Raw genomic sequence first — 23,055 nt, 5'->3', positions numbered from 1 at the left:
TGCACGTCCGGTTGGAGTTCGTGCTCATGCGGCTGCACCACGGCCGATGGTGATTCTCCCCAGGTATGAGAGCCCGGGCCTCGGCTCAGCTCAGGTGTTATGCGTCCGATGAACCGTCTCGCGCTGTTTGTCGCCCCTGTGGCCCTGGTGTCGGGATGCGCCGCCGAACGCGCGTCTGCGGAGATCGGGCGTCAGTACGAGCGGCAGTGGGCCGTCGATCTGAGAGCAGCCGTGCCCGGCGACTGGAATCGCGTCTGTTTCCTCGGCCCCTACCCCATCGCCGAGGATGCGACTCACCTGCTGGGCCGGCCGTGGGACCTGCAAGATCACTCCGCCGTCTGGCAGAGCGACGGGTGACGCTGATGCTGTTCGTCCGGGGGAAGGAAGTCCTGATGGCAGTTGGCCGCCGGCGGGACCCGGGGGATTTCTCAACTCCTTCCGACCAGTGCGTGCCGCGGGAGCGCGCTGAGTTTGTCCATGTGGCCCGATCAGCAAAAGCCCGCTCCGGAATGGTTCCGAAGGACAGAACCTGACGCCTTTTTCCACGCCGGTGTAATTCGGTGCCCTCCCCAAGGTGTTAGCCACTTGGAAGAACGCCCTCGCCCGCCTTTGCGCTTTGCGCTTTGCGCTTTGCGCTGTAACTTTGCTGGTCGCCTCATTCGCTGAGCCAGTCGCCAGCCGGCCGGGCTCGTTCAAAGCTCCGAGCGATCTTCGGATTCTGGACCGGACCGAAGAACTCAACGCCAGGACTGGCGAACCTGAGGAAATGATTGTGCTTGGCCGAAAGCGCGATGCACCTCGCGCGACGTTCATCGTCGCCTACCTCGGTAAAGATCGCGCCGCGGCCCCTTCTGACCCTAGGAACGCGGCAGTCAGAATCCGCACCCCCTTCAGCCCGTCCCTGAAGGCAACTGACGCAAAAGCCGCATCCATCGGCGAAGTTTCCGACGCGGCCAACACCGGTACGCTGCCTAGCGGTCTCGTAGCACAAAGCTACGCGGTCTCCAACAACCGCTACCGGATCGTCGTGCTTCTGAAGGGAGCAGCCGCTAAGCCATACGGCCGTCTTATGGAGTCGTCCTCGAACGTCTTCGAGCAGTTCAGCTGGCGGTCGGCCGTGGCACCACCGGCCCAGCCCGCCGCACATTGAGTCCGAGCTACTCGCCCAAGCCGACGCCGCTTCACCCGCGGCTTATGCGCCTGCTAAGCGTGTCCATCGAGGCGGCTCGCTGCCTCTCGCGGCTGCTAATCGTGAAGCGCGCACCGCAACCGGCCAAGGGCATCTCGGTGCAGTTGCGACACCCTGCCCTTAGTTACGCCCCAGCGCGCTGCAAGCTCGCACATGGGCAGATGATGGAAATAGTGCGACTCCAGTAGCGTGCGCAGCCGCTCGGGCAGATCCTGCATCGCCGCCAGCAGCCGCGCCCGCACCAGCGAGCTCTCGGTATAGGCGGCCGCGTCGCGTTCGTCGACGAGCGATTCATGGGCGTGTTCAAGAAGCAAGCCCAAGCCCAAACCGCCCACCAGGTCGGAGAAATATTCGAGCTCATCGTTTGACTCGCGGTCGACCAAGTCGGCCAGCCGGTCCTGCACACGCCCGGGCGCGGCCAATCGCACCTCATCCGTGAGCGTGCGAAGGCCGTTGAACACGGCCCCGCGCACCCGCTGCGTCGCATACGCGCGGAATGCGATGCCGCGGCCGGGGTCATAGCGGTCCATTGCCTCGAGCAGGCCCACCGTCGCGTTCTGGATGCAATCGCTGCGTTCGATGCGCAGGGACCAGACCCGCCGATGTACGCTCAGCGCAATGGTCCGCGCCCAGGGTGCGTGGTGTGCGAAGAGCGTTTCGCGCGCCCGAACGTCGCGAGAGCGTCTGTAGCATGACCAGAGTTCGGTCTCGGTCGTCTCTGTCAGTCCCACAGCTAATTCCAATAGCTCGACAGCAGCGCTTTCGAGACGAGTACCCAACCGTCGATCAAGACGAATAACAGCAGCTTCAAAGGCAAGCTGATTGTCGCGGGCGGAACCATGATCATGCCCAGCGCCATCAAGACAGCACCGACGACTAGATCGATCAACAGAAACGGCAGAAAGATGACGAAGCCGATCTGGAAGGCCGTTTTTAGTTCGCTCAGCAGAAAGGCCGGCAATAAATGGCTGAACTGGATGTCGTTTGCGGTCTTCGGCGGTGGCGTGCGGGACATCTCCAGCACCGCCCGCAGATCGGACTCGCGCGTCTGCGAGATCATGAATCGTCGGATTGGCTCGCTGCCCCGCTGGATTGCCTCTTGAGCCGAGATTGATTCGGCAAGGTACGGCGAAATCGCACGCTCGTTGACGACGTTCGCGACCGGCGCCATTGCGAAGTATGTAAGGCCGATGGCCAACGTGATCAGCACGCTGTTGGGCGGCGTCTGCGGCAAACCCAGCGCGTGCCGAAGCAGCGAAAGCACGATGATGATGCGCGTGAAAGCCGTCATGCCGATCAGCAACACCGGGATGAGCGACAGCATGGACAAGACGACAAAATTACGCAGTGCCGGCGTGTAGTCGGCACTGAGCACCGCACCGACCGCCTCGGCCGGCGCGGCCATCGAGGCTACTGGCACGCTGAGAGCCAGAAGGCCGCTCAGGACCGCGGGAAAGGACAAAGGAGAACGGCGAGGCTGCATGACGGCTCGAGGTTAGGGCCGCTGGACGGTGACGTGAGCGGTGGATTCAATTACATGGAATGAGTGCTCGGCGTCGCGCACCCGATAGATCACCGTCTTGGGACTGAGGCGGACGCGCTCCTCGACAACCAGCCGTTGCGCGGCGGCCGCAGGCTTGATCGCTGTCCATGCCTTCAACCATCCGCGCCGCTGTGCGAGCCACAAGCCGACCACGGCCAGGGCAAGTACTGCGACCAGGGCGCCCAGAACCGCAAGCGAGCCGCCCGCGGTTGGCCCTTCAGGCCGAAAGCCGATGGGGGCAACAGACGCCTGCATTGCGCTCGCTTGTGGGGTCGCCGTGGCGCTCATGCGATTTCGAGAATGCGCACGCCGAAGTGGTCATCGAGTGCAACCAGCTCGGCTTTCGCGACTGGCCGGCCGTTGAGCATCAGCGTGACGGGCTCTTCGAGCAGTTCGTTCATCTCGACGACGTCGCCGGATTTCAGCCCAAACAGTCGCTCGATCGAAACGGTGAGCGTTCCGACCTGAGCCGACAGTTGCACTTCCACGTGCCCGACCAGATTGAGATCGCCGCCTCGCGCCATCGGCGCGGTCACTGCCGCCAGGCCGTCTGCCACCATGTCCATTGCCAGATTCCCCTTCATTGCCCTGCCCCTTTTCTGATTACTGGATTCGGATAGCGCGCCGCCCCTGGCGCGCCACGAGATGCCCCGTACGTACCACCGAGCCGTCTGGGTTGACCAGGCTCAGCAGCGACCCCACGGGAATGGTCGTTTTCAGCACTTCGCCTGGACGCAGCGTCGAGACGTCGAGCAGGTCGGCGTGACCCAGCTCAAGGCGCAGTTCGAGCGATGCGGTGCACGCGCCCAGCGCGTCCTCGCGTGGCACCAGCGAGGATGCGCGGCGCAGGACCGGGGCGACGGTTTCACACAAGACGGTGTCGACAAGCAAATACAGCCGCACGTCGCCTATGGTCAGCTGCAGAAGCAACGCACCGGCGCGCGGTGCGAGCAGCTTGGGTCCAGGCGCATCGCACGTGGACAAAGTAGCTCCAATAGCACCCGTGAGGCACTGCGCGAGCGCTTCAAGCGCGCGGCGACCGATCCGCGGGGCAAGTGCCGAGCCGCCCTCGCCTGCCAGCCCGACCAGGCGGGCGCCTAATCGTGACTCGACGTTCGACGTGCAACCGATCAGCAACGTGCCGCCGGACGTGACGGCGTCCAGCCAGCCGAGCTCGCCGGGGTCGGGTTCACCGGTTTCGGCCGATGCCAACACGCTTTCCAGGTCTGCCCGGAGCCATTGGGTGGCCCATGGCGCCAGCCGCGACTGCAGCGCTTGCTCGAGTTCGGCCCGACGAGCGCGGCCCACCCATCGCAGCGGATAAACGTTCATTAGCCGCCTCGCGTGCTGTTGTAGAGCTGCTCGAGCATTTCATTGCTCACGGTCATCACTCGCGAACTGGCCTGGTATCCGCGCTGGATGATGATCATGTCGGCGAACTCGCGCGTCAGGTCGACGTTCGACATTTCCAGGCTGCCCCCGGCGATGCGCCCGAACGCCCCTTCGCCGGCCCGCCCGATATCGGTGCCGGTGGCAGTCGTGCCAGTAACGAAGCGCCCGCCGGTCATCTTCAACGCCGACTCGTTTGCGAACTTCGCCAATGCGATCTGCGGCCCCTGCCGCTTCTCGGACTGCGAGTAGCTCAACTGCAGCACACCTTTCTCATCAAACCGCAGGTCGGTCACGCTCAGCACGCCGTGACCGTCCACCGCCTTGGCGTTCGCGCTGCTCGCCATGCCCGCCAGGGACGTCAGACCAGTAAACGTGCCCGGGCTGCCGAAGTTCAGCGTGACGGGCTGTACGGCGCCGTTGTACGTCGGCGATATGGTCAGCGTGTTGTAGCCTGCCAGTGGCGAGCCGTCAGTCCGGAACCGTACTTCGCCAGTACCGACCACCGTGCCGGACTCATCTTTCACCGATACCTTGAAGCTACCCGGGGTAGTGCTCGAGTTGTTGGTAAAGGTCACCGCCCACGTGTGCGCAACGCCTGCTGCGTCGTACACGGTCACCGAATTGACGGTCGTTGTCGCAGCTCCCGGCACCACGTTGCCGCTGAATCGCACAGAGCTCGTCTGCTGCGCCGGAATGGTGCGATGCTCGTTCAAGTTGATGTTGTCCAGCGTGCCGCTCGCATTGAACGCAAGCACCTGGTAGCCGGTGACAGTGTCGACCAGCAAGCCGTCGTCATTGAACCGGAACTGGCCTGCTCTTGAGTAATGCAGGCCGCCCTCGGCGTCCCGCAGTACGAAGTACCCGCTGCCATCGACCGCAAGATCGGTTGCGTTTCCGGTCTGCCGCGTGTCGCCCGCCGCCGTGCGCAGCCCTTCGCCACCAATGCGCGTGCCGCGCCCGTCGTTGATGTTGGAGAAGAACGTGTCGGTGCCGCGGAAGCCCGGCGTGTTCATGTTCGACACGTTGTTGCTTACCGTGTTGAGGCTCTTGGAGAAGCTGAAGAGTCCCGACAAGCTGTTGAAAAGCGCTTGGAACATGGTGGGCCTATTAGAGTTTTACGAGGGTGATCTGGGACAGCCGTACGCCGGTGGTGATCTGCCCGGCGGTGTCGCGCACGCTCAGCTGTGCGCCGTTCGTGGTGAACTGCACGGCGATGACCGTGCCGGAGAACGGTGCCCCGAGACCAGCGACGTCGACCTGCCGATTGAGCAGGCCGAGTGCCTGCGTGGTCGCGTTCATCGACAGGAGGTCGTTGGTGTTCTGGCTCGTCTGCCTCGCCTGCTCGAGGGCCGAGAACTGGGCCATCTGCGCAAGGAATTCGCGGTTGTCGACGGGTTCGAGCGGGTCCTGGAACTGCAGCTGCGTCAGGAACAGCTTGATGAATGCATCCTGGTCGATCGTCTTGTTGCCGGTGGATCCGGCTGCCGTGGGCGCGCCGGTGGTGGAGCCGATCGACTCAACTGGCATGGGAGTCTCCCGATGACGCCGGGGCCATGACGTGGCCATTGATGACGACGCGGCTAAGCGTCAGCCCGCCTTCGCGCGCCGTGTCGGCCAAACGTCGCGCAAGCTCCGAGCGCGCCTCGGCGTCCAAACGGTAGTCCCGCACGTACAGGGTCGCCTCGCCGTGGAGCTCGATGCATCGCCATAGACGCTCGCGCCATTGATCAGGCGCTGCTGCAACTGCCGCAGCCGTTTCAACGGTTACCTGCCCCGCGTACTTCTTGCCTTGTCCAGTCGAAATCGGCGACGTTGGCACGGCCACTGCAGCGGGTGCTTGCACGTCGCCGGATGCAGCAGGCGCGCTGGCGGCGTAGGCAGTAGCCGAGAAGTGCGCGTAACCGGTAGCGAACTTACTGATGTTGCCGCCCCCCGTGAGGGAGCCGCCGTCCGTAGGCAGAGCGGGGACTGCGTCGGCGCGTGCGGTTAGGAAGCGGCCGCTGGCACACAGTCGCCACGGCATGTCGATGACATCCAACTCCCGCCCACCAACTTGCAGTACCAGCTGCACGGACGTGTCGGTGCCCGCATCGTCCAGCAACGCCGCTCCTGCCCGCTCGGCGCTGCTTAAGCGGGCCACGAGCTCGTGCGTTGTCGCCGGAGCACCTGGGGCGCTCTCTTCCGACGCGATTTGCGGCACGCCTCCGCCTGCGTCGGGAGTACCGTGCTGCTCCTGGCAATGAGGATCAAACGGTTTCCCGCTGTCGGCTTCGCGCGCGCGGGACGGCGGCGCGGTGACGCCCGGGCCAGCAACTTTTGGCAGTTCCACTAGCGGGCTCCTCCGGCCAGGAGATCGCCGAGCTGATCGAACTCGCGCATTTCCTGCGCGCGACGCGCCTGCTCCTCGGCGCGATGCTGGGCACTCTCAGCTACCTGGAGCCGCGTACGCGCCGAGACGTGCAACGCGCAAGCCCGATCCCGCGCTGCAGATGCGTCGTCGCGGCGAGCGGCCGCAGTGGCCTCGCGCTGCCAAGCCGCCGACTCGATCGCCGCCGCCCACTCGACGCGCGCCAAGTCCAGCGCGAGTTCGTCGAGAAGTGCAGCTCGCGCCGACTGCACTGCGCGCGCTTGCGCCTCGGCCTCGTGGTGCGCCTGTGCGCACAGGCGGTCGCTTGCCGCTGCTTGCTGGTGGGCAAGCTGGGCCTGTGCTTCCTGGAACGTGCGCCAGCGCGCAAGTGTGCCGAGGCGGCGGGCGGACTCGGCGCTCACGCTGCCTCCTCGACAAGCGCGGCGAGACGCGCCAGCGCATCTGCGCGTGTAACGTGTTCGCCGGGGCGCTGCTGAAGATGCATATCCAGTGCCGGTTTGAGCGCTACGGCCCGATCCAGTTCGGCGTTTACGCCGGGCTGGTGCGCGCCGAGCTCAACCAGATCTCGGGATGCCGCGTAGGTTGCCAACAGCCGTCGCGCGTCGCGCGCGACATGCAGCGCGTGCTCATCGGCGACATGACTCATGAGACGGCTGGCGCTGTGCAGAACGTCGACGGCTGGGTGGTGGCCGCGCGCCGCGAGGTCACGGGTCAGGACGATGTGACCGTCCAGAATCGCGCGCATGTGGTCCGTAATCGGTTCATTCATGTCATCGCCCTCGACTAGCACGCTGTAGATCCCGGTAATCGCGCCGCCACGCTCGAGTCGTCCGCACCGCTCGAGCAGCTTCGGCAGTTGGCTGAAGACGGACGGGGTATAGCCACGGAATGTCGGCGGTTCACCTGCGGCCAGGCCGATCTCACGTTGCGCCATCGCGAAACGCGTCATCGAGTCGATGACGAGCAGCACGGATTTGCCCTGGTCGCGGAAGTACTCGGCGATCGCGTGCGCCGCATGGGCTGCGTGCGTCCGGACCAGCGCCGGCGCGTCCGACGTCGCGACCACCACAACAGCGCGGCGCAGCCCGTCAGGGCCCAGCGAATCCCGCAGGAAGTCGCCGACCTCGCGGCCGCGCTCGCCGACGAGTGCGAGGACGGTTACGTCCGCGCGCACCTGCCGAGCGAGCATGCCCAGCAGTGTGCTCTTGCCCACGCCACTTCCTGCGAAAATGCCCACGCGCTGGCCGACGCCGAGCGTCAGCAGCGTGTCAATCGCGCGCACTCCGGTTTCCAGCGGGGTATCGATCGGCGCGCGATCGAACGGATTGATCGGCTCGCGATAGAGCGGATACGAGGCGGTCAGCGGTAGCGGGCCGGCGCGGTCAAGCGGCGCGCCGAAAGCGTCCACGACCCGGCCCAGCAGCGCGTCGCCCACTGGGATCGTCAATGGCCGCCCCGTCGCGCGAATGAGGCTGTCGCAGGCGATGCCGCCGACGTGACCGTAAGGCATCAGCAACACGCGGTCAGCGCGGAAACCGATGACTTCGGCAGGCACTGGGCCGCCGTCAGCCTCGATCTCGCACAGTTCACCGAGGCGGGCATCTGGGCCTTGCGACTCGATGACGAGTCCGTTGAACGCCTGGATGCGGCCGAGGCGCCGGCCCATTGGGGCCGAGTCGACCGCCCGGATCAACCGCGTGTCGAGCGTGCTCACGACGCGGCCCCGAGTTCGGCGATCAACGCGTCCACGATCGCCTGAAGGCGCGTGGCCACACCGGTGTCGTACAAACCCTTGTGCGTTTCAAGGCGGCACTCGCCGGGGCGCAGGAAAGCATCCGCCTCCACGCGCACGTCGTCGTGCGGCCCAAGGTGCGCCGCAAGTGCTGATGCGTCCTGCGCCGGCACCCGTACCACCACCGGGCGCTGACGGAATTCGTCGAGCGCCTGGCTGCAGAGACTGGCGACCAGTTGCCCGTCCGCCTGCTGGCGGCCGAGCATCCGGGCCACCACGGCCATCGCCAGTGACACCGCCGCCGGCTCCAGCGCACGCTCGTGTTCGGCGATCGCGTCAGCCACGCTGCCGCGGACGACATCAAGGCGCGCGATCGCGCGTTGAAGCTCGGCCTGCAAGGTCGCGTTCTGTGCGGCGACCTCGCGCGCGGCATCGGCGCAGGCGGCTTCGATCGCCGCTTGGGCACGGGCCTGGCCAGCTTCGTAGCCAGCCTGCTCCGCCGCGGCAAACACCTGCTGCCGCCGCGACTCGAGCTCGGCCGCAGGGTCCGGGATAGCGGCGGCCACAGGGCCCGGCAGGTCGCTTCCGTCGGCCACCGTCTGCATTTCCAGCCATTCGCGAAGCCCCAGCACGCGCGATGCATTGCTCATGCCGCGCCCTCCTGGCCGATCAGTACGCGCGCTTCAGCCTGAACGGCATCGGCGAGCGCAGGCGGAAGTGCCGGCATACGCGCGAGTTCCCGCTCGACCGTCGAAGCAATGGCCGGGTCAAGAGCCGCCACGACAAACCTGGGGTCGACCGATTTCGTGCTGCCCAGTACCCGGGCGAACCATACCGGCGCTAGCTGCTGTGAAGCGCGAAGCAGTGCATCCAGATCGGGCGTGAGCACGGGGGCAGAAACCGCCGTAGAAGCCGGCACGGCAGCCAGCACTTCGCCTGCCAGATCGGCGACGTCGAACGGCAGCGACTCCAGTTCGCGCACCAGCACGCGGATGCGCGCAGCTGCGGGTCGCGGCAGTTCCGCCAAAACACGGCGCCGATCCCGCCGATGCAGGGTCGTCAACAGCAGTGCGCAGCGACGTTCGGCCATAGCGCTCATGACGGACGCGTTCCATCCACCAGCCAGCCGCGCAGCTGCATGACCGCTGCATCGCGCTCAGTCGCCGACAGCCGGCGCGGACGACGCGATGTCGCGGCGACCAGGATGGCGCCGAGTAGCAAGCCGAGCATCGCCACGATGCCGAGTTTCCACGCCAAGCCAGACGGAGGCGGACCGGCGAGATGCACGGTCGTAGCGGCCGGCTCGCGGACGCTGGGCGGCGGCTCGGGCGCCGACGCCGAGGCGATCCGCGAAACCTCGAGCAGATCGCCGCGTTCCTCACGCAAACCGGCCGATGCAGCCACCAGCGAACGCAGGCGCTCGGCTTCGGACTCGTCCAGTGACGTCGGCAACATGACTGCTACCGAAATCCGCTCGATCCGGCCCGGCGCACGCGAGATTTCCTCGCGAGCGGTGCCATGGGCGTACTCGGCCTCTTCCTGGTTCTGGCTGCGGCCGGTACCGCCAGCCGCGTCCACGGAATTGACGCGCTTGCGCACGAGCACAGCCTCGTCGCCCAACCCCTGCGCCAACGGACGCTCGCTGACCTGGCGCACCGCGTCGTAGTTCAGGCGTACGTCCACCGCGACATGGAACACCTCGTCGCCGAGCGCGCTGCCGAGCAGGTCGGTAACGCGCTGCTGCAGCCGCGCTTCCAGCCGTGCCTCCTCATCGCCGCGCCCATCGATCTGTGCGAGCGCTCCACTCATGCCGGCCAGCAGCGCGCCGCTGGAGTCGAGCACAGAGACCTGCTCGACCGACAAGCCCTCGACCGCGGCCGCGACCAGGCTGCGCACGCCGTTGACCTGGTGTCGATCGAGCGCCTGACCGGGTTCGAGGGTCAGCGCCACCGAGGCCTTGGAGCTTTCGGTTTCGCCGACGAACAAGCCCGGTCGGCGGATCGTCATGTGAACCCGGGCCCGCTCGACGCCGGGCAGCGACGAGATCGTGCGCTCCAGCTCGCCCTGGACGGCGCGCTGGTAGTTGACCCGCTGTGCGAATTCGGTCACGCCGAAATCGGCGTCGTTGAACAGTTCGAACCCGACGTGGCCGCCCTTCGGCACCCCGGCGGACACCAGCCGCATGCGCACGTTGTAGACCTCGTCGGCCGCCACAGTGATCGCGCTGCCGTTGTCGGTGATCTCGTGCGGCACCTTCCACTCTTCGAGCGCCTGCACAATCTCGGCCGCCTCGGCTTCGCGCAGATTGCCGAACAGCAGTTGCTGGCGCGTGCCGAACAGCATCCACAGCGCGACGGCCGTCAGCAGGACGATCAGCCCGAGGCCAGCCCACAGCGCCATCCGTGCCGGCGGGCTGAGGGAGGCGATAAACGATTTCATGCTCATTGTGGCGCCTTAGAGCTGCATGCGGGTCAGCTCCTGGTAGGCCTCAACCACGCGGTTGCGGACCTCCACCAGGAGCATCATGTTTGTGCGCGCCTCTTCCATCACGATCATCACGTCGTGCACGGAGACGTCCTGTCCGGCCGCGAGCGAGGCCAGTTGCGTCTCCGCCGCGCGAAGCCCCGCATCGACCGACTGCAGTTGCGTCGACACTGCATCAAGGAAGTTGGATGCTGGCGCCGGGATCGAGATCGCCGTGGACGGGGCAATATCCGCGCCCACCGGGGCAATGGCCTGGATGCTCATCACTTCGCTCCAATCTCAAGCGCGCGCAGCATCATGCTGCGCAGCAGGTTGAATGACCGCACGTTGGCTTCGTAGCTGCGCGTTGCGGTCATCAGGTTGGTCATCTCGTGGACCATGTCGACTGCCGGGTACGTCACCATCCCCTTGGCGTCGGCGAGCGGATGGTTCGGGTCGTGCACCGCGCGCGTCGACGCCGGTGCGGTCTCGAGCGCGGCGCCCAGTTGCGGATCGAATGCGGCCGGCGCTTGCCACACACGGGCAGCGTCGCCGGTGCGCAACGGCACGTTGGAACTCGCGATGTTGCGGCTGGCGGCATCCATGCGCAGGCGCTCGTACGCCAGACCGGCGCGCGTCGCGTCCAGGAGGGCTTCGACGGACATGCTTACACCCTCCCGCTGATCGACAGGCGCATCAGGCTGAAATGGCGGCCGAGGGCCTCGGCCAGCGCCTGGTACTGCATCGTCGAGGCGACCATGTTCGCCACCTCGACATCGAGCTGCACCGGCGTGTCAGTCGTGCCCGGCCCCATATGAGCGAGCGAGGCCCGCGCCGCCTGCAGACGGTCGAGGTCGCCCACCCCCGCCGCAGCCGCGTCCAGCGGTGCCTGGAGGCCTCCCAGGTCCAGCTGCAGCGCGCGCGCCCCAGGCAAGGACGCGCCCGCAATGTTGCGGCTGGCCACCTTGGCCTGCAGCTCATGCATTCCCAGTGCGAGGCGGACCGCCTCGACCGTGATCCCCTGTGACATCGGTTTCCCCTATTGAATGACGAGCTCGCCGTCGAGCGCGCCCGCGGCCTTGATCGATTGCAGGACCGCGATGACGTCGCGGGTGGACAGACGGATGCCGCGCAGCGACGTCACCAGCTCGGCGACCGTCGCGCCCTCGCGGATCCGCACGAGGGACGCCAGCGTTTCGGTAGCCGTGATATCGGTCTGCGGCACGACCACCGTGCCGATCGACGGCCCGGTACCCGCATAGATTCCGGGCGCCGGCTGCGACACGGCCAGGCGTGTGTCGATTTCGACGCGAAGGTTGCCGTGCGTGATAGACACCGCGCCGACACGCACATCCGCGCCCGCGACGACCGTGCCGGTGCGCTCGTTGACCACTACGCGCGGCTTGCGCTGCAGTTGCACCGTGGCGTTCTCGAGGCGCGCGATCTCGGTCACCAGGTTCGCCGGTGCCTGGTCGTAGCGCACGGTTACCTTGCCGGCGTGTTCGGGCTGGACATATGCGCCCGGGGCAACAGCGCGCACGGCATCAGCCACGCGTTGCGCGTTGGTGAAGTCCGGGTCGTTAAGCAGCAGGCTGAGGCTGCGGCCATCACCGGCAACGCGCAGCGGTGAGGCCTGTTCCACCGTGGCGCCGGACGGCACCCAGCCCACCGTCGGGTGGTTCTTCTGCACCAGTGCGGTCGGGCCTTCGAACTGGTAGCCCCCTACCGCGATCGCACCTTGCGCCATCGCATAGAGCCGGCCGTCGGCGCCGTACAGCGGCGTGAGCATCAAGGTGCCGCCATTGAGACTGCGAGCGTCGCCCGACGATGCGACCTGCACGTCGAGCAACCCGCCCGGCTCGGCGAACGCCGGCAGCTTCGCGGTGACCAGCACAGCTGCAACGTTGCGGCTGGCGAGGTCGACCTCGGCGAGGTTCACGCCGAAGTGGCGCAGCGTGTTAGCGACCGACTGCAAGGTCGCGCGATGGCGGAGGGTGTCGCCGGACCCGGCAAGACCGAACACCAGCCCGTATCCCGTCAGAGCGTTCTCGCGAACACCTGCAACGCGCGCGATCTCTTTGACCCGTACCTCGGCAGCCGATACCGGCGCCGTCGCCGCGACCAGCAGGGCCGCGACCCACATATAACGACGCATCACAGAAGCCTCAGCCATTTGAGCGCGCGATAGACGAGGCTCTGGCGAGCCGACTCGCTCACCACGCCGACGCCGACCAGTTCGATGTCCGCATTCGCCACCCGTTGGGACAGCACGGAGTTGTCGGCCGCGATGTCTTCGGGGCGGACCAGCCCTCGCAAGCGGATCTGCTGCCGCTCACCGTTGATGAGCAGGGTCTGCAGGCCTTCGATGAGCATCCGTCCGTCTCGGTCGACCGCGACCACCTGGGCCGAGATCTGGGCACGCACTTCGCCGGCTCGCACCGTCTGCGCGCCTCCGCTGTGGCCGCCGCCAACGCCAAGCGTCGCGTCGTACCGCGTCGTTGGAGAACGCAGGTTTGCGTCCAGGCCAAGCTCGCTGGTTGCGTCGACGCCGGCCTGAGAACGCGCTCGGCTGACTTCCAGCACGAACACGGTGATCACGTCGCCGACACGATAGGCGCGGTGATCGGCGGCCAGACCGCGATAGCGGTCGGCGTCAATCAGCGATTCGCGGTACTGCGCGGCAGCGGGCGCTGCCAGCGCGACCGCGAGCAGCGCCGTCCAGGCGGCGGACTTAGTCATCGAGAGTCACCTTGCCGCGTGCGATCACGCGGGCTTGAAGGGGGTGCGCCGACACAGTCGTGCGCACGGAGATTCGGTCGCCCGGGTTGCCGGCTTCGAGAGCCTGACCATCGATCGACAGACGGACCACGCCGTGGCCAGCGTCGACCGTGACCGCATCGCCGCGGGCCACGGCGGGCGCCGGCCTGAAGTCGCCTGCCATCGCCGGCTCGCCGGCGCGCACGGCGCGCGCTAGCACCGCGCCCTGCGGTGGCTGCGCCGTGGCGAGCGGCAGGCCAGCACAACACGCAAGGTCAACGTCGCGCAGCTCGAGTCCGGCCGGCCCGACCGGCGTACCGGCCACCTGCGCCTGCGCGTACACCGGCGCCACCCGCCGCTCGGTCAGCTCGACCCATGCGGTGACCAGACGCTCAGGCTGCCCGCGCGACTGCACCCGCACGGTCACCGGCAGCTGCGGGCGCGGCAGTCGCCCGGCGAGCGGTGCGACCGCGAGCGTCGCATTCGCGTCGACGCCGTCGAGCACGACACGGCGCGCGAGACGGACCCGCACCTGACGCCCCTCCGGACCAAGCATGGCCTGGACGGACGCGCGCACCGCCGCTTCGACACGCTGCTCGAACGCGTCGGAAGTGGCCAGAGGCAAGTCAGCAGGGGCCGCAACCGGAAGCACGTCAGCGGCGCAGGTTGTTGATCGTTTCGAGGATCTGGTCGGACGCCTGCAGCACGCGTGCGTTGAGCTGGTACGCGCGCTGCGCGAGCACGAGCGTCGTCATCTCGTCCACCATCTCGACGTTCGCCATCTCGACGTGCCCCTGCTGCAATGCGCCCAGACCGGCTTCCCCCGGCAGGCCGTAGCTAGCCACGCCGGCCGCATCGGTTGCGCGGTACTGGTTATGGCCGATCGATTCCAGCGCGTCGGCAGCCGTGAAGCTCGCCAGTTCAAGCGTCCCGATCACGGTACGTTCGGTGTCACTGCCCAGTCGCGCGGTGACTTCGCCGTTCGCTGCGATCCGCAGGTCGGTTGCGTCCTGTGGCACCGCGAAGCCACGCATCAGGCGCAGGCCATTGGTGGAAACGAGGTGGCCCTCGCTGTCCAGGCGGAACTGACCGTCGCGGCTGTACACCGCGCTGCCGTCGGCGGCCTCGAGCTCGAAGAAGCCGGCGCCGTCGATCGCCACGTCGAGCGGGTTCTGGGTGCCGCGCAACTCGCCCATGCTGAAGATGGTCGAGGTTTCGGCGCGCGTGCCCTGCCCCGTCTGAGCGGTGCCTGCAACGGATGGTGCCGCCAGCTCGAGAAAATTCACACGCGTGCGTTTGAATCCCGGGGTCTGGAGGTTCGCGACGTTGTGGGAGATCACGTCGATCAGCTTCTGCTCGCTGCGCAGGCCGCTGGACGCGATATGCAAGGCATCAATCATGGTGGTGGGTCCTGTCAGTTTTCGCCGAGCTTGTTGATGCCGACATCCATTGCCTTGTCGTACATCGACATGGCGCGTTGCACGGATTCGGCGTGTCGCGTGGTTTCCATCAGCCGGAGCATTTCGTCGGCCGGTTCAACGTTTGATCGCTCGAGTGCGCCCTGGACGACCTGGGCCTGAGCCGGCACCAGCGCGCCGTCGAATGCGAAGGCACCCGCGCCGGCCGGGCGCAGCTGAGCGGCGTCGGCGACCGTCACCAGCTGCAGCTGACCCAATGCCTGCGTGCCTTGCCGAAGCGCGCCGTCAGCGTCGACGCGGACGTCGCCGGCCGGCATCGCGATCGGCCCGGAAGTACCCAGCACGCGGTCTCCGGCCGCCGTGACCAGCCAGCCGTCGCGGTCGACGCGGAACGCGCCGGCGCGGACCAGCAGCACCTGTCCGTCACGCTCGACGGTGAAAAAGCCGCTGCCCTGAAGCGCGAGGTCCATCGGCCGCGCGGTCTGCGCCAGGCCGCCGTCGCGCAGGACGGTGACTTCGCTGAGGCCAGCTGCCGCATCGAACTGCGGCACCGTGCGCACGCCGCGGTAGCCCGGCGTGCTGATGTTGGCGACGTTGTGGCTGATCGTCGTCAGCGTGCGCACGTCGTTGCTGAGCGCCTGGCCGATGGCCTGGAGTGTGTCGGTCATGTCAGGCCACCTGGATCGCGGCAAAGGAGCGCACCGGCAGCGTCGGTGGCACTTCGTTGAGGCCGATGACGGCCACGTACGGCATGGAGCGGTGCAGCATTCCGCGCATCGAGCGGCGAAGCGGAGACGGGCACAGCAGCACGGGCACCAGACTGCGGCCCATCATGGCCTCGGTCTGTCGCGCCAGGCTCTTCATGAACCCGTCGAGCTGCGCCATCTCATTGAAGAGCGTGCCGCGCGTCTCGCCCGGGCGGACGTTCGCCATCAGCGTGCGCTCAAGCTCCGGCGCCAGCGTCAGTACGTGCAGGTCGCCCTTCGCATCCCGTAGACCCTGGCAGATCAATCCGCCCAGACGCTCGCGCACGCGTTCGGCCAGCTCCTCGGGGTTCTTGGTGGTCTTGCCCGCATCGATCAGCACCTCGAGCACGGCTTCCAGATGCCGGACCGACACCTGCTCGCGCAGCAGCAGCTGCAACACCTTCTGGATGTCGGTGTAGCTGAGCACGGTCGGCACCAGCTCCTCGATCAGCGAGGCATGCTGTTCGCGTAACCGCTGTACGAGGCGTTCGGTATCGGCCCGCGTAAGCAGCTCGGCGGCGTTGCGCTTGACCAGCTCGCTCAGATGCGTCATCAGCACGGTGTCGGGATCAACCAACGTGAACCCGGCGTTGCGCGCCATCGCACGTGACTCACGCGCGATCCAGCGCGCCGGCAGGCCGTACGCGGGGTCGTGGGTCTCCGGGCCCTCAAGCTGCGCGCGCGTGCCGCCGGGGTTGATCGCCAGCACGCGGTCGAGCATCAGCTCGCCCTGCCCCATGCGGCAGCCATGGAAATGGATCTCGTATGCCGACGCCGGCAGCTCGGCGCGCAGGCTGGTCTGCACCTTCGGCAGCACGAAGCCCAGCTCCGAGGCCAACTGCTTGCGCAGGTTGTTGATGCGGTCGGCAAGCTCCACGCCCGGGCCGGTGAATGCGGCAGCAACATCCGCCCCCAAGCGCACTTCGACGGGCTCCACGCGCATCAGCTGCTGCACGTCGTCGCCGGCCGTCGGTGTGATGTTCTGCGCGGCCTCCTCGATGGCCACCTCTGCCTCGCGTGTACCGGCGCGGACGCTGAAATAGATCAGGCCGCCGAGCAGCGCGAGCACTGCCAGCACCGGCAGCGCCGGAAAGCCCGGCAGCAGCAGCATGATCATCAGCGGCAGCGCGACGATCGCGAGTGCACGCGGGTTGGACAGGATCTGGCGCGGGATCTCCGAGCCCAGCTGCGCGTCGGCCGCCGCGCGCGTGATGATGATGCCGGTTGCCACCGCGATGATCAGCGACGGGATCTGCGTAACGATGCCATCGCCGATCGTCAGCAAGGTGTAGTGCTGAACCGCCTCGCCCCACGGCAGGCCAAGCTGGGCGATACCGATGATCAGGCCGCCGACAATGTTGGTGAGGATGATGACGATGCCGGCGATCGCATCGCCCTTGACGAACTTGGTCGCGCCGTCCATCGAGCCATAGAAGCTGGCTTCCTTCTCGACCTGGGCGCGCCGCTCGCGCGCTTCGCGCTCATCGATCAGCCCCATGTTCATGTCGGCGTCGATGCTCATCTGCTTGCCGGGCATGCTGTCGAGCGTGAAGCGTGCTGCCACCTCGGCCACGCGCTGCGCGCCGTTGGTCACAACCACGTACTGCACGACCACCAGGATCAGGAACACCACGATGCCGACAACGTAGTTGCCCCCCACCACGAACTCACCGATCGCGTTGATCACGCGACCGGCGTCACCGCCCGCAAGAATCAAGCGGGTGGCCGACACGTTCAGCGCCAGCCGCAACAGCGTGGCCAGCAGCAGGATGGTCGGGAACGTCGAAAACTTAAGCGGCGAGTCGGTAAGGAACGTCACCAGCAGAATCAGCAGCGCCAGGCTGATGTTGATGACCAGCAGAAAGTCCAGCAGCGGCGCCGGCACGGGCACGAACAGCACTGCAAGCACACCGAGCACCAGCGCGACCAGCGCGAGGTCGCGCTTGCTCTGCCACATCATTGACCAGAACGCCTTCATGCCGGCACCCCGTTGCGCGCCCATAGTTCACGGTAGATCGGCCCGAGTTCGGCGTACTGCGCCTCGGGGACCAGCCCATCGATCTCGCACTCGCGATACAGCGCACGGGCCAGCGGCGGAACGCGCATGATCGGCACGCCATGGCGCGCGGCCTCGCGCTTGATGTGGGTGCACAGAAAGCCCGCGCCTTTGGCCAGCACCACCGGCGCCATCGTCTTGCCAGGGCGGTAACGCAGGGCGACTGCAACGTGTGTGGGGTTGGTCAGCACCACGTCGGCGTCTTTGACCTGCCCTACGGCGCGGGTCTTCTTCAGCAGGTCGTGGATCGCCTGCTTCTGCTTGGATTTGACCTGCGGGTCGCCGTCGCGGCGCTTGACCTCGTCCTTCAGTTCGCGCCGGCTCATGCGCATCTTCTTCATGAACTCGCGGCGGGTGAACAGCAGGTCCACCAAGGCCGCAAGAGCCAGCACCATCAGCACATAGATGCTCGCCTTGATGAAAGCGCTTAGCATCAGCCCGCCCATGCGTTGTGGCAGCGTCTGCACTGCGGCCTCGGCCAGGCCGCGCGCCTTCCACACGAACATCGCGCACAGCCCGGCCAGCGCGCCGAGCTTGACCAGCATCTTGCCCAGCTCCCACACCGTGCGCATCGAGAAGATGCGGCGCACAACCTGCATCGGGTTCAGGCGCTTGAAGTCGGGCTTGAGCGGGTGCGTGGTGATCATCGGGCCCGTCTGCAGCACGTTGCCGAGCACCGCCGCGATGATCAGGCCGAGGACCAACGGCAGCAGCGCCTGCCCCACCGGCGCATACAGGGCGCCGGCAAGCGATACGAATCCGCCGTTGAGTGCGGGGCCGCTTCCGGCCAGGCCGATCATCCCGCGCGTCGCGCCTGCGAACGCGCGCGCCGCATCGGCTGCACCCAGTGCGATCAGCGCAGCGAACGCCACCATGACGATCACGCCAGTGACCTCCTGGCTCTTGGCCACCTCGCCCTTCTTACGCGCCTCCTCGAGGCGATACGGGGTCGGCTTCTCGCTCTTGTCCTGGTCGCCCTGTGACACGGTCAGGCCCCCAGCAGCGTCGGGACGCGCGCGAACGCATCCTGGTACAGGCGCTGCAGCAGCGCGGGCACGAACGGCAGCACCACGACCATCAGCAACAGCGCGACGATGATCTTGAGCGGCAGCACGAGGAAATAGACATTCGCCTGCGGCATGGCGCGCGTGGCGTAGGCGACGCCGACATCCACCGCGAACAGCGCCACCACGACCGGCATGACCACCGCGAGGCCCAGCAGGAAGCTGCTGCCCAGCAGACTGAAGAATGCCGACGCGTCCAGGCGCACCCCGCCCTGCCCCAGCGGCAGCACCATGCTGCTTGCGACCAGCGCCTGGTACAGCTCCAGATGCAGGTCCAGCACGAAGAACAGCACCGTGCCCAGCAGGCCCAGCGCCGCGCCGATCATCGACTGCGCCTCGCCCTGCGCGCCGGGATTGAACAGCGTGGCCGCGCTGAGGCCGGCCTGCACATCGACCAGCCAGCCGGCGACGTGCAGTGCCGCCTGCGGCAGCATCAATACCAGGCCGAACACCAGCCCTACCGACAGCTCGCCGATGGCTGCGGCAACCCAGTTGAACTGCGGCTGCTGCACCGCGCTCATCGACGAGGCCGGCAGCGCCAGCACTGTCAGCCACGCCAGGCCCAGCGCCAGAACGATGCGCACCAGCGGCGGCGCCCAGCGCAGCGGGGTGAACGCCGGCAGCGCGATCGGCGGCAGGTAGCGCAGAAACGCGAGGCCGAACACGGCGGCAAGGGATTCGATGGCGCCCATGACTACATCGCAGCCGCGGCTTCGAACATGCGCTTGGCCAGCTCGACGGCGACCGAGAGCATCCAACCGCCGAGCGTGATGCACGCAATGACAACGACCGCCACCTTCGGTACGAAGGTCAGCGTCATCTCCTGGATCTGGGTCACCACCTGCACCACCGAGACCAGCAACCCCACCACCAGCGTCGCCAGGAGGATGGGTGCTGACATTTTCACGGCAGCAAGCAGCGTTTCCGTCATGAGACGGAGCGCGAAATCGGCTTCCATGATGGGCCTTATCGGGTGCTTGGCTGCAGCTTTGCGCGCAGTCGGGTCGCAAACTCGTGGGCGGGCACGTCGGTTACGCGTGGCCCCGTGCTCAGCAATTCCTCGATCACGGCATCAGCGCCGCTGCGGTCGCCCTGCGCTTCCAGCACCAGCGACTGCGCGTAGCGCGCAGTGAGCGCATTGGGATCAAGGCGCAGCGCCCGCTTTGCGGACTGCTCGGCTTCGGTATGGTCGCCACGCAGCGCTGCGATCAATGCCAGGCCACCGTGCGTGTCGCCGAAGTTGCGGTCCAGGGCGTATGCGCTGTGGTACGCGGACTCTGCGTCATCGGTGCGGCCCTGCAGCAGCAGTGCCCAAGCGAGGGCATGCCACGTACCGATGTGGTCCGGCATCGCAGCGACGGCACGCTGCAGCACTTCGACCGCGGCCGGCAGGTCGTTGTGCAGCATCAGCACCTGGCCCAGGCCCGACAGCACTCGGCCCGAGTTCGGATGGCGCTCAAGCGCGCGTTCGAACATCAGCTGCGCCTCGTCCAGCCGCTGTTCCCACAGGGCCAGCGTGCCGGCCACCATCAGCGCCTCGTGCTGGTGGTCGTTGCGTGCCAATGCCTGTGTCGCGGCATGCTTCGCCTGCGGCAGATCGCCAGTGTCCAGGTACACCAGCGCCGCGACGCCCCATGCATCGGCACGGCTCGCGTCCAAGGTCAAAGCTGCCTCGATATCCGACTGGGCAAGCTCGTACGACTCGAGCATCAGCGCCGCACGGGCGCGCAGCATTGCGAGTTCGACGGTATCGCCGAAGGTCGCCGCGGCTGACTGCGCAATGTCGTATGCGCTCTGGCCCTGCCGCTCGCAGAGCCGGCTGAAAGCCAGGTCGTGGCGCACGGCCACGCTATCGATACCCGCATCGATCAGCTGCTGGCAGTCGTTCGCGGCATCGCCATAGCGGCCCTGCGCAAGCCCGAGACGGGCGCGGCGGAATACCACGCCGGGCACAGCCCGGCTGGCATCGGGCAGGGACGACAGTACGTCACCTGCTGCGCCGAGGTCCCCCTCCTCCATCAGCGCATCCACCAACTCGCACGCCAGATCGGCGTTGCCGGCGTCCTGCGCGATGAAACCGCGCAGACGCAGAATCCTTGCACTGCTCACGAACACCACCCGCGTCGTCCCTACTACGCTTATGCCCGGTCGTTTAGCCATCCCCATGGCATCCGCGACCGCCCCCTGCAGCACACACCAGATGTGATCCGTTGCTCACCGCGAGAGGAACGCTATCGTGAGGGTTGTGTGAAAGTCAAAGAAAATTTGCGTCATGAATTTGAACCGGCGCTGCGGTAACACCGGCCTCCCTGTTCAGTCTTGGCGCGTTCCGCGGCGTGCATCGCAATCCGCTGCTTCCGACGTCCCGACTGAGGCCGATGCACGGCTGCGGCCGGCCTGCGAGGTGGCGCCAGACGCCGGGGCCCAGCGGGTGGAGGCGCGGGTCTCGCCTTCGATGCGCAGCTCGCACTGGGCTGCGCGAACCGCCGTCAGCGTCGAACGCCAACCTGCGCCCGTGCGGACTTTTCCTAGCCGAGCGCGTCCGGAACGCTGAAGCAAATCGACAGGACAGGCGGCAACACTCTGGAGCCATTCCCGGAGCGACGCCCATGCCCCGCCAGCCCCGGATTGATCTGCCGGCCGTCGCGCAGCACGTCGTGCAGCGCGGGAACGACCGCCGCCCCTGCTTCTTTCAGCCCACCGACCAGCGGCGCTATCTGGAGGAGCTTCGGGATATCACCCGCCGCGTCGGCTGCAGCGTGCATGCATACGTGCTGATGACCAACCACGTGCACCTGCTGCTGACGCCGTTCGAGAGCGGCCAAGTCGGTGCGGTCATGCAGGCACTTGGGCGCCGATACGTCCGCTACGTCAACGACCGCTACCACCGCACAGGCACGCTGTGGGAAGGCCGGTACAAGGCCTGCCTGGTTGACACCGAGACCTACCTGCTGCGCTGCTACCGCTACATCGAGCTCAACCCGGTGCGTGTCGCGATGACACGCGGGCCCGAGGACTGCCCATGGTCGAGTTATGCAGCCAATGCGCTGGGTGCCGACAACCGGTTGTTGCAGCCTCACGCCGCGTATCTCGCGCTCGGCGACAACCCCGCCGCTCGACAACATGCCTATCGGGCCTTGGTGGCGCAGGCCCTAGCGCCGGACGAGCTCGAACTCATCCGACTGCGACTTCAACGTCAGCACGCACTGGGCTCGGATCGCTTCAGAGCCGCAATCGAAGCCCAGCTGTCCAGGCGCGCAGGACCGGCGAAGATCGGTCGCCCGAGGAAACACAACGCCACGACCGCCGGTCCGCAGGGCGAGCACACTCGAGGAAGCGCACTCTGACCCGTGTCTTTTCCCTCTGACCCGTGTTTTTTCCGTTTTTGAATCTTCCAACACGCTGCGACAGGCGATACAGGGGCCGAGCGCACTTCGCAAGGTGCACTCTGCCCCCCGTTTTGGACGGCCGTCACCTCGACGTTTATACCGTCACCGTACGAAGCACCGGCGCGGCAAACTGCCGTAACAACGTAAGGTGCACCTTCAGATCCAGCTTCACGAGGCTGGCCAAGTGCCTAGCTCCGCCCAAAACTAAGGCCGGCTGATACGCATACATTTCTTGCTCGGCAAGAGGCCCGAGCGCCGCCACCGCCCTGTCAAACAAAAACTCACCTTCCTCGTCCTCTTGGTCGAAAGCCGCCTTCTCCGCCATCGCAAGAAAACTCTCAATCGCTAAGTTGAGATGCTGCGCGGCGCCCGCCCTGGACTCTGAAGTCATCATCCGGTTAGAGCTGCAGAAAATCTTTAAGACTCTCCCGTTTGACTCATCCCAGAGATAAAGGTCGCCAAAAGCCGTTCGGCCAAAAACGTTGATCTGACTCGGATTCCCGAGGCTTGAGCCCACCAGCCAGAAATCCTTCAGGCCCGCATACTCATCCGGATCTACAAACCAGAAAAGCCCCCCTCCATGGACGCACAGGCCGCTGCTTTTCCATATCGCCATCAGCGGTGCCGGTAGCCTCGACGAATTTCGCTGTATCACCTCCGCACTACACTCTCGGTACCGCTCGCCGGGTCCGATCTCGGAAATGAAGTCAATGTATTCCTCGGCTGCAGTCATTTGCCAACGCCTCTGTGTAACTGACGACGAACATTCATCAGACTTGCTCCTTGGCCCGATTCAATTGCAAGAAAGTGCACTCTGACTCCTGTTTTCCAATCTAACCCCTACCCCCCCCATGCAGCTGACAGCAAGAGGCCCCGCACTGCGGGGCCTCTTGTTTTCCCGACGATCGGAGTCGGATTTTTCAACAGGTTGCGACAAC

At 66.5% G+C, this 23,055-nt stretch carries 30 protein-coding genes; 3 read left to right on the top strand and 27 right to left on the bottom strand.

What is annotated here, in order from left to right; translation table 11 throughout:
* Positions 1–108 precede the first annotated feature (108 nt).
* On the top strand, positions 109–357 hold the full coding sequence (locus tag ACFFGH_RS09100; protein ID WP_386667218.1) for a hypothetical protein: 249 nt from the start codon (positions 109–111) through the stop codon (positions 355–357).
* A gap of 286 nt (positions 358–643) precedes the next feature.
* Positions 644–1,150, top strand: a complete 507-nt coding sequence (locus ACFFGH_RS09095) for a hypothetical protein (RefSeq protein WP_386667216.1) — start codon at positions 644–646, stop codon at positions 1,148–1,150.
* A gap of 95 nt (positions 1,151–1,245) precedes the next feature.
* Here ACFFGH_RS09095 and ACFFGH_RS09090 read toward each other — a convergent pair whose 3' ends face one another.
* The 26 genes from ACFFGH_RS09090 to ACFFGH_RS08965 form a co-directional block, all read right to left on the bottom strand.
* Positions 1,246–1,920 carry a sigma-70 family RNA polymerase sigma factor gene (locus ACFFGH_RS09090; protein WP_386667214.1) on the bottom strand — a complete coding sequence of 225 codons (675 nt, stop codon included), beginning with the start codon at positions 1,918–1,920 and terminating at the stop codon, positions 1,246–1,248.
* A gap of 2 nt (positions 1,921–1,922) precedes the next feature.
* Entirely contained in the window at positions 1,923–2,594 is a 672-nt protein-coding gene (gene fliP / locus ACFFGH_RS09085; protein WP_386667212.1) for a flagellar type III secretion system pore protein FliP, read from the bottom strand.
* A gap of 90 nt (positions 2,595–2,684) precedes the next feature.
* Complete coding sequence (locus tag ACFFGH_RS09080) at positions 2,685–3,020, bottom strand: hypothetical protein (RefSeq protein WP_386667210.1); 336 nt, start codon at positions 3,018–3,020, stop codon at positions 2,685–2,687.
* On the bottom strand, positions 3,017–3,316 hold the full coding sequence (locus ACFFGH_RS09075) for a FliM/FliN family flagellar motor switch protein (RefSeq protein ID WP_386667208.1): 300 nt from the start codon (positions 3,314–3,316) through the stop codon (positions 3,017–3,019). Before ACFFGH_RS09075 ends, ACFFGH_RS09080 begins: the two co-directional genes overlap by 4 nt.
* A gap of 19 nt (positions 3,317–3,335) precedes the next feature.
* Positions 3,336–4,064, bottom strand: a complete 729-nt coding sequence (locus tag ACFFGH_RS09070) for a hypothetical protein (RefSeq protein ID WP_386667206.1) — start codon at positions 4,062–4,064, stop codon at positions 3,336–3,338.
* On the bottom strand, positions 4,064–5,221 hold the full coding sequence (flgF, locus tag ACFFGH_RS09065) for a flagellar basal-body rod protein FlgF (RefSeq protein WP_386667204.1): 1,158 nt from the start codon (positions 5,219–5,221) through the stop codon (positions 4,064–4,066). Before flgF ends, ACFFGH_RS09070 begins: the two co-directional genes overlap by 1 nt.
* 10 nt (positions 5,222–5,231) lie before the next feature.
* Complete coding sequence (locus tag ACFFGH_RS09060; RefSeq protein WP_386667202.1) at positions 5,232–5,651, bottom strand: flagellar hook assembly protein FlgD; 420 nt, start codon at positions 5,649–5,651, stop codon at positions 5,232–5,234.
* Complete coding sequence (locus ACFFGH_RS09055; RefSeq protein ID WP_386667200.1) at positions 5,641–6,453, bottom strand: hypothetical protein; 813 nt, start codon at positions 6,451–6,453, stop codon at positions 5,641–5,643. Before ACFFGH_RS09055 ends, ACFFGH_RS09060 begins: the two co-directional genes overlap by 11 nt.
* Complete coding sequence (locus ACFFGH_RS09050) at positions 6,453–6,893, bottom strand: hypothetical protein (protein ID WP_386667198.1); 441 nt, start codon at positions 6,891–6,893, stop codon at positions 6,453–6,455. The genes ACFFGH_RS09055 and ACFFGH_RS09050 overlap by 1 nt, the downstream gene beginning before the upstream one ends.
* Positions 6,890–8,206 carry a FliI/YscN family ATPase gene (locus ACFFGH_RS09045; protein ID WP_386667196.1) on the bottom strand — a complete coding sequence of 439 codons (1,317 nt, stop codon included), beginning with the start codon at positions 8,204–8,206 and terminating at the stop codon, positions 6,890–6,892. The genes ACFFGH_RS09050 and ACFFGH_RS09045 overlap by 4 nt, the downstream gene beginning before the upstream one ends.
* Positions 8,203–8,874 carry a FliH/SctL family protein gene (locus ACFFGH_RS09040; RefSeq protein ID WP_386667194.1) on the bottom strand — a complete coding sequence of 224 codons (672 nt, stop codon included), beginning with the start codon at positions 8,872–8,874 and terminating at the stop codon, positions 8,203–8,205. Before ACFFGH_RS09040 ends, ACFFGH_RS09045 begins: the two co-directional genes overlap by 4 nt.
* On the bottom strand, positions 8,871–9,323 hold the full coding sequence (locus ACFFGH_RS09035; protein WP_386667192.1) for a hypothetical protein: 453 nt from the start codon (positions 9,321–9,323) through the stop codon (positions 8,871–8,873). The genes ACFFGH_RS09040 and ACFFGH_RS09035 overlap by 4 nt, the downstream gene beginning before the upstream one ends.
* Positions 9,320–10,669, bottom strand: coding sequence for a flagellar basal-body MS-ring/collar protein FliF (gene fliF / locus ACFFGH_RS09030; protein ID WP_386667190.1), 1,350 nt, complete (start codon positions 10,667–10,669; stop codon positions 9,320–9,322). Before fliF ends, ACFFGH_RS09035 begins: the two co-directional genes overlap by 4 nt.
* A gap of 9 nt (positions 10,670–10,678) precedes the next feature.
* A complete protein-coding gene (fliE, locus tag ACFFGH_RS09025; RefSeq protein WP_386667188.1) occupies positions 10,679–10,972 on the bottom strand; it encodes a flagellar hook-basal body complex protein FliE in 294 nt (97 codons plus the stop codon).
* Positions 10,972–11,352, bottom strand: coding sequence for a flagellar basal body rod protein FlgC (locus ACFFGH_RS09020; protein ID WP_386667186.1), 381 nt, complete (start codon positions 11,350–11,352; stop codon positions 10,972–10,974). The genes fliE and ACFFGH_RS09020 overlap by 1 nt, the downstream gene beginning before the upstream one ends.
* Before the next feature lie 2 nt (positions 11,353–11,354).
* Complete coding sequence (locus tag ACFFGH_RS09015; protein WP_386667184.1) at positions 11,355–11,717, bottom strand: hypothetical protein; 363 nt, start codon at positions 11,715–11,717, stop codon at positions 11,355–11,357.
* Positions 11,718–11,726: 9 nt separating this feature from the next.
* Positions 11,727–12,830 (bottom strand): flagellar basal body P-ring protein FlgI, encoded by a 1,104-nt coding sequence (locus tag ACFFGH_RS09010; protein ID WP_386667465.1) that lies wholly within the window; start codon positions 12,828–12,830, stop codon positions 11,727–11,729.
* Positions 12,831–12,841: 11 nt separating this feature from the next.
* Positions 12,842–13,426 carry a flagellar basal body L-ring protein FlgH gene (locus ACFFGH_RS09005; protein WP_386667183.1) on the bottom strand — a complete coding sequence of 195 codons (585 nt, stop codon included), beginning with the start codon at positions 13,424–13,426 and terminating at the stop codon, positions 12,842–12,844.
* Entirely contained in the window at positions 13,419–14,069 is a 651-nt protein-coding gene (gene flgA, locus ACFFGH_RS09000) for a flagellar basal body P-ring formation chaperone FlgA (protein WP_386667181.1), read from the bottom strand. The genes ACFFGH_RS09005 and flgA overlap by 8 nt, the downstream gene beginning before the upstream one ends.
* A gap of 28 nt (positions 14,070–14,097) precedes the next feature.
* Positions 14,098–14,844 (bottom strand): flagellar hook-basal body protein, encoded by a 747-nt coding sequence (locus ACFFGH_RS08995; RefSeq protein WP_386667179.1) that lies wholly within the window; start codon positions 14,842–14,844, stop codon positions 14,098–14,100.
* A 14-nt stretch (positions 14,845–14,858) separates the two neighbouring features.
* Complete coding sequence (locus ACFFGH_RS08990; RefSeq protein WP_386667177.1) at positions 14,859–15,530, bottom strand: flagellar hook-basal body protein; 672 nt, start codon at positions 15,528–15,530, stop codon at positions 14,859–14,861.
* Position 15,531: 1 nt separating this feature from the next.
* Positions 15,532–17,586, bottom strand: coding sequence for a flagellar biosynthesis protein FlhA (locus ACFFGH_RS08985; protein WP_386667175.1), 2,055 nt, complete (start codon positions 17,584–17,586; stop codon positions 15,532–15,534).
* On the bottom strand, positions 17,583–18,650 hold the full coding sequence (locus ACFFGH_RS08980) for an EscU/YscU/HrcU family type III secretion system export apparatus switch protein (RefSeq protein ID WP_386667173.1): 1,068 nt from the start codon (positions 18,648–18,650) through the stop codon (positions 17,583–17,585). Before ACFFGH_RS08980 ends, ACFFGH_RS08985 begins: the two co-directional genes overlap by 4 nt.
* Before the next feature lie 2 nt (positions 18,651–18,652).
* Entirely contained in the window at positions 18,653–19,420 is a 768-nt protein-coding gene (locus tag ACFFGH_RS08975; RefSeq protein ID WP_386667171.1) for a flagellar biosynthetic protein FliR, read from the bottom strand.
* A gap of 2 nt (positions 19,421–19,422) precedes the next feature.
* The gene (locus tag ACFFGH_RS08970; protein WP_386667170.1) at positions 19,423–19,686 is read right to left on the bottom strand and encodes a flagellar biosynthetic protein FliQ; all 264 of its coding nucleotides are present in this window, start codon (positions 19,684–19,686) and stop codon (positions 19,423–19,425) included.
* A gap of 8 nt (positions 19,687–19,694) precedes the next feature.
* A complete protein-coding gene (locus ACFFGH_RS08965) occupies positions 19,695–20,837 on the bottom strand; it encodes a tetratricopeptide repeat protein (RefSeq protein WP_386667168.1) in 1,143 nt (380 codons plus the stop codon).
* 500 nt (positions 20,838–21,337) lie between these two features.
* Between ACFFGH_RS08965 and ACFFGH_RS08960 the strand changes: the two genes are divergently transcribed.
* The gene (locus ACFFGH_RS08960; protein ID WP_386667166.1) at positions 21,338–22,075 is read left to right on the top strand and encodes a transposase; all 738 of its coding nucleotides are present in this window, start codon (positions 21,338–21,340) and stop codon (positions 22,073–22,075) included.
* Positions 22,076–22,211: 136 nt separating this feature from the next.
* Here the strand turns inward: ACFFGH_RS08960 and ACFFGH_RS08955 are convergent, their stop codons facing one another.
* Entirely contained in the window at positions 22,212–22,850 is a 639-nt protein-coding gene (locus tag ACFFGH_RS08955; protein WP_386667164.1) for a GAD-like domain-containing protein, read from the bottom strand.
* Between the last annotated feature and the right edge of the window lie 205 nt (positions 22,851–23,055).

The organism is Lysobacter korlensis (assembly GCF_042434515.1).
The sequence above is the reverse complement of the archived record's forward strand: the minus strand, read 5'-3'. Positions and strand labels throughout refer to the sequence as shown.

What these genes read in the sequence shown, in the direction of transcription:
- ACFFGH_RS09010 (WP_386667465.1), bottom strand. Translation starts at nt 12,830, where the DNA reads ATGTGGGTCGCGGCCCTGCTGGTCGCGGCGACGGCGCCGGTATCGGCT.
- ACFFGH_RS08960 (WP_386667166.1), top strand. Translation starts at nt 21,338, where the DNA reads ATGCCCCGCCAGCCCCGGATTGATCTGCCGGCCGTCGCGCAGCACGTC.
- ACFFGH_RS08975 (WP_386667171.1), bottom strand. Translation starts at nt 19,420, where the DNA reads ATGGGCGCCATCGAATCCCTTGCCGCCGTGTTCGGCCTCGCGTTTCTG.
- ACFFGH_RS08990 (WP_386667177.1), bottom strand. Translation starts at nt 15,530, where the DNA reads ATGACCGACACACTCCAGGCCATCGGCCAGGCGCTCAGCAACGACGTG.
- ACFFGH_RS09040 (WP_386667194.1), bottom strand. Translation starts at nt 8,874, where the DNA reads ATGAGCAATGCATCGCGCGTGCTGGGGCTTCGCGAATGGCTGGAAATG.
- ACFFGH_RS09035 (WP_386667192.1), bottom strand. Translation starts at nt 9,323, where the DNA reads ATGAGCGCTATGGCCGAACGTCGCTGCGCACTGCTGTTGACGACCCTG.
- ACFFGH_RS08995 (WP_386667179.1), bottom strand. Translation starts at nt 14,844, where the DNA reads ATGATTGATGCCTTGCATATCGCGTCCAGCGGCCTGCGCAGCGAGCAG.
- fliP (WP_386667212.1), bottom strand. Translation starts at nt 2,594, where the DNA reads ATGGCCGCGCCGGCCGAGGCGGTCGGTGCGGTGCTCAGTGCCGACTAC.
- ACFFGH_RS09060 (WP_386667202.1), bottom strand. Translation starts at nt 5,651, where the DNA reads ATGCCAGTTGAGTCGATCGGCTCCACCACCGGCGCGCCCACGGCAGCC.
- ACFFGH_RS09015 (WP_386667184.1), bottom strand. Translation starts at nt 11,717, where the DNA reads ATGTCACAGGGGATCACGGTCGAGGCGGTCCGCCTCGCACTGGGAATG.
- ACFFGH_RS08970 (WP_386667170.1), bottom strand. Translation starts at nt 19,686, where the DNA reads ATGGAAGCCGATTTCGCGCTCCGTCTCATGACGGAAACGCTGCTTGCT.
- ACFFGH_RS09070 (WP_386667206.1), bottom strand. Translation starts at nt 4,064, where the DNA reads ATGAACGTTTATCCGCTGCGATGGGTGGGCCGCGCTCGTCGGGCCGAA.
- ACFFGH_RS09020 (WP_386667186.1), bottom strand. Translation starts at nt 11,352, where the DNA reads ATGTCCGTCGAAGCCCTCCTGGACGCGACGCGCGCCGGTCTGGCGTAC.
- ACFFGH_RS08985 (WP_386667175.1), bottom strand. Translation starts at nt 17,586, where the DNA reads ATGAAGGCGTTCTGGTCAATGATGTGGCAGAGCAAGCGCGACCTCGCG.
- ACFFGH_RS09075 (WP_386667208.1), bottom strand. Translation starts at nt 3,316, where the DNA reads ATGAAGGGGAATCTGGCAATGGACATGGTGGCAGACGGCCTGGCGGCA.
- ACFFGH_RS09100 (WP_386667218.1), top strand. Translation starts at nt 109, where the DNA reads ATGAACCGTCTCGCGCTGTTTGTCGCCCCTGTGGCCCTGGTGTCGGGA.
- ACFFGH_RS09005 (WP_386667183.1), bottom strand. Translation starts at nt 13,426, where the DNA reads ATGACTAAGTCCGCCGCCTGGACGGCGCTGCTCGCGGTCGCGCTGGCA.
- fliE (WP_386667188.1), bottom strand. Translation starts at nt 10,972, where the DNA reads ATGAGCATCCAGGCCATTGCCCCGGTGGGCGCGGATATTGCCCCGTCC.
- ACFFGH_RS09080 (WP_386667210.1), bottom strand. Translation starts at nt 3,020, where the DNA reads ATGAGCGCCACGGCGACCCCACAAGCGAGCGCAATGCAGGCGTCTGTT.
- ACFFGH_RS08955 (WP_386667164.1), bottom strand. Translation starts at nt 22,850, where the DNA reads ATGACTGCAGCCGAGGAATACATTGACTTCATTTCCGAGATCGGACCC.
- fliF (WP_386667190.1), bottom strand. Translation starts at nt 10,669, where the DNA reads ATGAGCATGAAATCGTTTATCGCCTCCCTCAGCCCGCCGGCACGGATG.
- flgF (WP_386667204.1), bottom strand. Translation starts at nt 5,221, where the DNA reads ATGTTCCAAGCGCTTTTCAACAGCTTGTCGGGACTCTTCAGCTTCTCC.